The 6235-nt window shown below is 53.8% G+C and carries 9 protein-coding genes; 3 read left to right on the top strand and 6 right to left on the bottom strand.

Going from position 1 to position 6235, the window contains the following annotated elements:
• Window positions 1-276: hypothetical protein (locus AKL27_RS25390; RefSeq protein ID WP_198156089.1), on the bottom strand; the 276-nt coding region annotated here is incomplete at its 3' end.
• Window positions 277-632: 356 nt separating this feature from the next.
• On the opposite strand from AKL27_RS25390, the gene AKL27_RS25385 reads away from it, so the two are divergent.
• The 3 genes from AKL27_RS25385 to AKL27_RS25375 all read left to right on the top strand — a co-directional run bounded on the left by AKL27_RS25385 (window position 633) and on the right by AKL27_RS25375 (window position 2887).
• A complete protein-coding gene (locus AKL27_RS25385; RefSeq protein ID WP_157057100.1) occupies window positions 633-1220 on the top strand; it encodes a tetratricopeptide repeat protein in 588 nt (195 codons plus the stop codon).
• Window positions 1221-1283: 63 nt separating this feature from the next.
• Entirely contained in the window at window positions 1284-2396 is a 1113-nt protein-coding gene (locus tag AKL27_RS25380) for a tetratricopeptide repeat protein (RefSeq protein WP_050465685.1), read from the top strand.
• A gap of 179 nt (window positions 2397-2575) precedes the next feature.
• A complete protein-coding gene (locus tag AKL27_RS25375; RefSeq protein ID WP_157057099.1) occupies window positions 2576-2887 on the top strand; it encodes a hypothetical protein in 312 nt (103 codons plus the stop codon).
• Window positions 2888-2892: 5 nt separating this feature from the next.
• On the opposite strand, the gene AKL27_RS25370 is transcribed toward AKL27_RS25375, so the two are convergent.
• Genes AKL27_RS25370 through AKL27_RS25350 form a run of 5 tightly spaced genes read right to left on the bottom strand, consistent with a single transcriptional unit; the run spans window position 2893 to window position 6219 of the window.
• Entirely contained in the window at window positions 2893-3696 is an 804-nt protein-coding gene (locus AKL27_RS25370) for a sigma-70 family RNA polymerase sigma factor (RefSeq protein WP_050465683.1), read from the bottom strand.
• A gap of 12 nt (window positions 3697-3708) precedes the next feature.
• Window positions 3709-4629, bottom strand: a complete 921-nt coding sequence (gene fliP / locus AKL27_RS25365) for a flagellar type III secretion system pore protein FliP (RefSeq protein ID WP_232311104.1) — start codon at window positions 4627-4629, stop codon at window positions 3709-3711.
• Entirely contained in the window at window positions 4518-4940 is a 423-nt protein-coding gene (locus tag AKL27_RS25360; RefSeq protein ID WP_157057098.1) for a flagellar biosynthetic protein FliO, read from the bottom strand. Before AKL27_RS25360 ends, fliP begins: the two co-directional genes overlap by 112 nt.
• A 5-nt stretch (window positions 4941-4945) precedes the next feature.
• Window positions 4946-5311, bottom strand: a complete 366-nt coding sequence (locus tag AKL27_RS25355) for a FliM/FliN family flagellar motor switch protein (protein WP_232311103.1) — start codon at window positions 5309-5311, stop codon at window positions 4946-4948.
• Window positions 5312-5331: 20 nt separating this feature from the next.
• Window positions 5332-6219, bottom strand: coding sequence for a FliM/FliN family flagellar motor switch protein (locus AKL27_RS25350; protein ID WP_050465680.1), 888 nt, complete (start codon window positions 6217-6219; stop codon window positions 5332-5334).
• Window positions 6220-6235 lie beyond the last annotated feature (16 nt).

The raw sequence follows: 6235 nt of genomic DNA, 5'->3' as shown, positions 1-6235 counted from the left end.
GAGTTGCTGGCGATAGACGCCATTGGACCAGTTGTCGCCATTGTCGTCAGTGAATTGACCCTGACTGTTATAGGTGCGCAAGGCCGCAATATCGGCACCTCGACTGAACAACAAACCATCACGATCCTGCAGCACCAGGTTACCCGTGGCGATGTTCACGTAAGCCTGTTCTCCACCCCGGCCCAATCCGGCATCTCCGAAGACACCTCGCAAACCCAAGGTACTCAATGAGCTCAGATTCAATCCCAGACTATTGCCGCTTACGATCGCTGCCATCGCTTTCCCCACTCTTGTATGTATGTGCGGTGGTCCATCTCTCTATGGACTTCACCAGTTATTCAATACATCCACGGGTTTTTGGGGAAGTTTAGCGATACCTTACAAAATACCCAAAATACTTCAGCCTTCGCTTAATCCGGCGCCTTGATAGGATATCCACGTCAAATCCATGACACGCTTACAAGCTTTCCTCATCGGATACAATCATCCGGCAGTTCATAAATACCAGCACAAATAACCACTGAAACGAAATCAATTTCGATTCCCGCTAAACTTTATCGTTTATTGGTGGATATACTCTTTACAGCATCTGCCTTGCTTTTTACGACCGTCTCTTTTGCAACCACTTATTTATGGCTTCCGACCTCATGCAACTTAGCCCTTTGATGCAGCAAGCGATTGCCGCCAGTCAAGCCAATGACTCACAGACTGCCTTGAATCTGTTCACTCAGGCTTGCCGGGAAGAACAAAGCTCTGCATGGCCCCATTTCCTGCTGGGCGCGGAACTGGCGCAACTGGGACGGATTGCGGAAGCAGAGACAGCGTATGCAAACGCTGTCATCATGGCCCCCGACTTTCGCATAGCCAGGTTTGAACTGGGCACATTGCAATTTACTTCTGGCCGCCCTTCCATTGCGGTTGTGACATGGCACCCGTTGCTTGATCTGCCGGATGACAATGCGCTGAAGCTGTTTGTGCAGGGTTACGTGGAACTGGCGCAAGATGCTTTCGATAATGCATTGCAATATTTCGCGCGCGGCATGCAAGCCAATACGGAAAATCCTCCGCTGAACGGCAATATTCAGCTGCTGGTAACTGAAATCGAAAAACTGCGCCATTCCCCGTCGCCGGTTTCAGCACCCGCGCCGGATGAAGTTCCGCCAGAATCCACGGATAATCATTTCCTGCTGTCCGCCTACAACAAGGGTTCGCTCCATTAAACAAGCTTTGCCGGGCATTCTTTCCCCTCGCCCGGCACGCCCTGCGTCCGACCAAGATAAATAATGACATCCGAAACATCACCTGCCGTTCACAACCGTCTTGATCGTCTGCTGGCATTCCTCAAAGAGGATGCGGGCAATGATGTTTTGCGCGTTGATGCCTTTGAAATCGCGCTGGCCAGCGGCAACCTGACCGTTGCGGCAGATTTGATCAAACAGGCGGATCAGTTGCAATCGTCTCCGGAAATGTGGCGCATGCGCGCGGCGAATCTGTCCATCGCACAGGGACGGCATGAAGAAGCGGCCAGTATTCTGGTTGCCTTGCGCAATCAGGTCGGTGAACATCCTTCTTTCGCGCAAAATCTTGGTCTCATTGCGTCATTACGCAGTGACTATCAGACCTGTTTTGACGAAATAAAAAGCTGGGCCGATGTCGAACCTGCCACAGCTATCGACCCGGGCCTGCAGGAATTATGGCTGCGCTGCCTGCATCATCTGGGGCGACAGGAACTGGCGCTGCGCTGGACCGAAGAAAGAAAGGCAGTATCGACGTTATCACTGCAAGCGCTGGGCATTGCCAGTCTGATCGCGCTCGATGCCAATCAACTTGACAAGGCCCGCGAGTGGGCAGAGCAAGCCATCAGCGCCGGTGCCGTGTCGGTCGAGGCTTTTCTCACGGCCTCTGCCATGGCGCTCATGCAGCAGGACGCCAATCAAGCCAGCGACTATGCGCAGCAGGTGCTGCAAGTGCAAGCAAACAATGGCCGCGCCTGGTCCAGCCTTGGCCTGGCACAAATGCTGAATCTGGAGCTGGGCAACGCGCGTGCCAGCCTGGAGCAGGCAACGACGTTCATGCCAGGTCATATCGGCAGCTGGCATGCGCTGGGTTGGGCCTGCCTGCTGCAGAAGGATTACGCTGCCGCGCAGCGCGCTTTCGATACCGCACTGGAACTTGATCACAATTTTGGGGAGACCCACGGCGGACTGGCTGTAATCGCTGCAATGCAAGGACAATCCACCGTAGCCAAAGAGCATGCACGACGCGCACAAGGCCTGGACCCAGCCGGCATGTCGGCGCAATATGCGTTGGCATTGCTGGATGGCAGCATCAACGATGAACAGTCAGTGCGCGATTTTGCCCGCAAGCTTATGGTGAACCGCCGCCGCAGCCTGTAATCAAGGTTGACAGCTTATTGGACACGGCTCCCCGAATTCAAATCATTCCCCTGTGATGGCGGGACGACAGTTAAAATACTCCTAGCTTCACTACGACAACAGCGTCTGACCCCGCCATCATGACCCCAATCGATCCTTCGGCACAACTTGCGGCCCTGATTCGCAGTCAGGTGCAATCCTTGCGTAAAAGCGCTGGCCGCTCAACGCAAAAAACCACCCAGCGACAAAGCGACCTTCCGCAAAAGGACATCGCCAGTTTGATCGCCAGCCGGGTCAGCATCATTGATCCCGACGACCCGCAGCGTGAGCGCAAGGCCTTCAAGGTTTTTCTGGAGTCGGTGCTCATTGCAGAACTGGGCGATACGTTAGCCAACGACCCTGCGTTTTACACCATGGTAGAAGCAGTCCAGCAACAAATGGAATCAGATCCTGAACTGGCGAAGGCCATTCGCAGCGCAACCAAATTACTGTTGCCGCCAACAGAGAACTGATCCTGTCATAGCGCCAGATCAAGACGATCCTTGCTTTGCAGTGCCGTTCGCAAACGCCCCAATGCCTGCTTGTGAATCTGCGCGATCCGCCCTTTGGTCAGACCTAACAAAGTGGCGATTTCGGAAAACGGCACTTCCTGCAAATAGTGGTAGCGAATAACCGTCCGCTCTTGCACCGTCAATTCGTCCACCAGCCCTCGCACGCGCTGCTGCAATTGCCGTAACTCGATTTGTCGGTAATACTGATTCTGATCCGCAGCTTCCTCTGGAACATCAACCATGCCGGTGCCTTCAAGCAAATATGCCAGGGCAAGGCCAATGCCGACATCGGCCAGGCGGCGAAACAAGTCTTCCGGCTTGTCAGTCTTGCTGTCAGCGCTGACTTCGCGCCGCTTAAGCGAATCACGACGCTCCGCTTGCAACTGCTTACGCAGTGCAATTTGCTGCTGCTTTTCTGTTATTGTTTCGATACCGCTCAGGATCGCGCCATGGATACGGCGCGCCGAAAACGTTTTAAAATGAACTCCGATTGTGGGGTCGAAGCGATCAATCGATTCCAGCAAGCCGACGGAAGCCAACTGCAGATACTCCGCAAATTCGATCTCATCATGGAAACGCCGTCGATAATAGGAAGCGGCCACAATCCGCGCATACGGCAGATAGTGCTGCACCAATTGTTCCCTGCTGGCGGCATCCTTATCCACCCTCCAGGCACGCCAGATGGCATCTTCATTTTCCAGGGCGGCGCCAGCGACCGGCGTCGCGTCATCATCCTCGGAAATGTCAGCCGGATTCAGCGCATCAACCATCCTCAGTCCCGTTTAATGGAACGACCCGACCAACGCTTTAAGCACCAGGCTCCAGCCATCAATAATGATGAACATCAGTATTTTCAACGGCAATGCGATGGTGGTCGGCGGCATCATCATCATGCCCAGTGCCATCAGAATACTGGAAACAATCAGATCGATCAGTAAAAACGGGATGAAAATCACGAATCCGATCTGGAATGCCGCACGCAGTTCAGACAACATGAACGCCGGAATCAACTGCACATTGCTGATGTCTTCCATGCTGGTCGGTGGCTGCGCCTTTGACAGTTCCACCATCAACGCTAAATCCTGTTCCCGCGTTTGCCGCACCATGAACTCGCGCAATGGTGCAATGCCGTTCTGATAGCCTTTTTCCATCGATAGCGAACCATTCATGAACGGTTCAAATGCATTTTGGTTGATTTCCTGTAAGACTGGCGACATGGTGATCATGGTCAGAAACAATGCCAACCCTATCAATACTGCATTAGGCGGTGTCTCCTGCATGCCAATTGCATGGCGCAACATGGACAGCACGATGATGATGCGCAGGAATGCGGTCAGCGACATCAGCAGAGCTGGTATCACTGCCAATACGGTCAATCCGATCACAATGCGCATAGCTAGCGCAGTTTCGCCATTCTTTGCGCCGCTACCGCCCAACAATGCATCCAGACCAGCACCTTGCTTGTCAGCAGAATGTGCTGCACTAGTTTTGGCCGGGGACGCAGCGCGATTCGCATCAGTGTTCGCCGCACTTGCGGTCAATACTCCACACAGCAACAACAAACCGAGCATCATTGCACGACAACAGGCAATCAAGATTCGCTCCCGCTCTTGGTCGCTGCAGGTGCCATTGCCACCGGCAATTCTGCCAATCTGACGGTACTGTGATTGTTGACCGCCACCAGCAACTTGCCACCTTCCCACTCCACAATATGTAAAGAGGTTCCGGCGGTCACGCGTTTGCTGCTGACAATTTTCAGCGCATCACTATCTTGGCCGGCAGCCAGCCAATCCAGCCACTTCGGCTGATTGCCGCCACCGCGCTTGCGTTTAAGCATGATATATACGGCCAGCAGTATCAATACTGCTGCAAATAAAAGAATAGTCAGTTCGCCCAGCGCCGGGAAGCTGGCAGCCGCATCCTCTTGCTTGAAAGGCAAGGTGGTAGACGAGGCGAACGCATGGCCAGACAATGCTGCGACTATCGCCCCAAGCGACACATTACGAAAAGACATCGTGCTTATACTTTCAGCGAGATCGGCAGTTCGGTAATTTTTACCGCGAAATTGTCACCGGCGGCGACCAGCAGACCGCGCGCGACCAGCTTTCCTTCAAGTAGTAAATCGACGGCCTGTTCGACACTCCGATCCAGCTTCAGAATTTGATTCTCACGAGCGTTGAGTAATTCACCGACAGTCAATTCAATCTCACCGACATTGACCGTCAACCGCGTCTTGATCTGATGCAAAGGGTTGATCGAATCCAGGATTGCGGGAGCGGTCGAAGCAGGATCCGTACTCCCGAGTTCCGACAAGGCCAACAACTGGACGACAGAACTTGATTCTTTGTTCGTCAAACCGATCTCTTCATTATTCATATTGCTCATCATCTGCTTCACATTCACTATTAAATTTCGGAAACCACATCTTGTTTCACGCGCGCCACCAATTCCACTGCCCGCATGCCACCGTGCTGACCCAAATATGCCTGACACAAAGTCACGTCATGTTCGTTGCGCACGTCCAAAGCTTGCTTGAGTGCATGTGGCAACACCAGAACATCGCCAATCGCTAATGCTTGCAAGCTGCCCAGACTGATTTCTACCGGCGCCAGTTCCACGCTCAGTCGAGTGTTATGCAAATCGATTGCTTGCTCCACCGCAATCAGCGGCTCTGGGGCAGTCGCGACTACCGGCGTTGCTAACATCCCTGTGGAGGGCGAGCATAACGATGATGCACAACCAGGTCCGAGATGCAGCGCAATATGTATTTCCCGCGTCAGACTCAGCGTCACACGCAACGCTCCAGACCAGGGGCGACCATGATGCCCCGGGATTGCGGCGTCTACGGTTTGATACGAGGCTTCGGCGACCCTGTTCCCGGGCGATAAGACATCCATGATCCGCTCGAGCAATTCCATCCAGGCCAAGTCCGCAATATCTGCCATCAATACCGACTTGTGACGGGCTGCGACAGCGATCTCGGATGCACCGGGGAATAGGGCAAAAAATGTATCTGCCATTTTGCCCGGACCCTGTATCCATGCATCCGTGTCCTCAGGTAAGCCAGACAACCGTGACCATTCTGAGGAAGTCTGCGTATCGACGGCAAACTCGTGTGCACGCCAGACCTTTACCTCGCCAACTGCGGGCGAATCAGTGACATCATCTACCCAGGCTTGCCGCCAGGCAGTGACAAGCTTGAGGAACACTGTTTCTACTTCGGCCAGCGCAGTGTCCGGCCACCATTTCAGTGGCCGAACCGGTGATCCGATCTCGGTGTCGGCCGATGACATGCCCGATGCGGTAGAC

Origin of the sequence: Herbaspirillum autotrophicum, assembly GCF_001189915.1 — a bacterium.
Taxonomy (GTDB): Bacteria; Pseudomonadota; Gammaproteobacteria; order Burkholderiales; family Burkholderiaceae_D; genus Herbaspirillum; species Herbaspirillum autotrophicum.
Note: the sequence above shows the minus strand (reverse complement) of the source record. Positions and strands in the feature narration are given on the sequence as shown.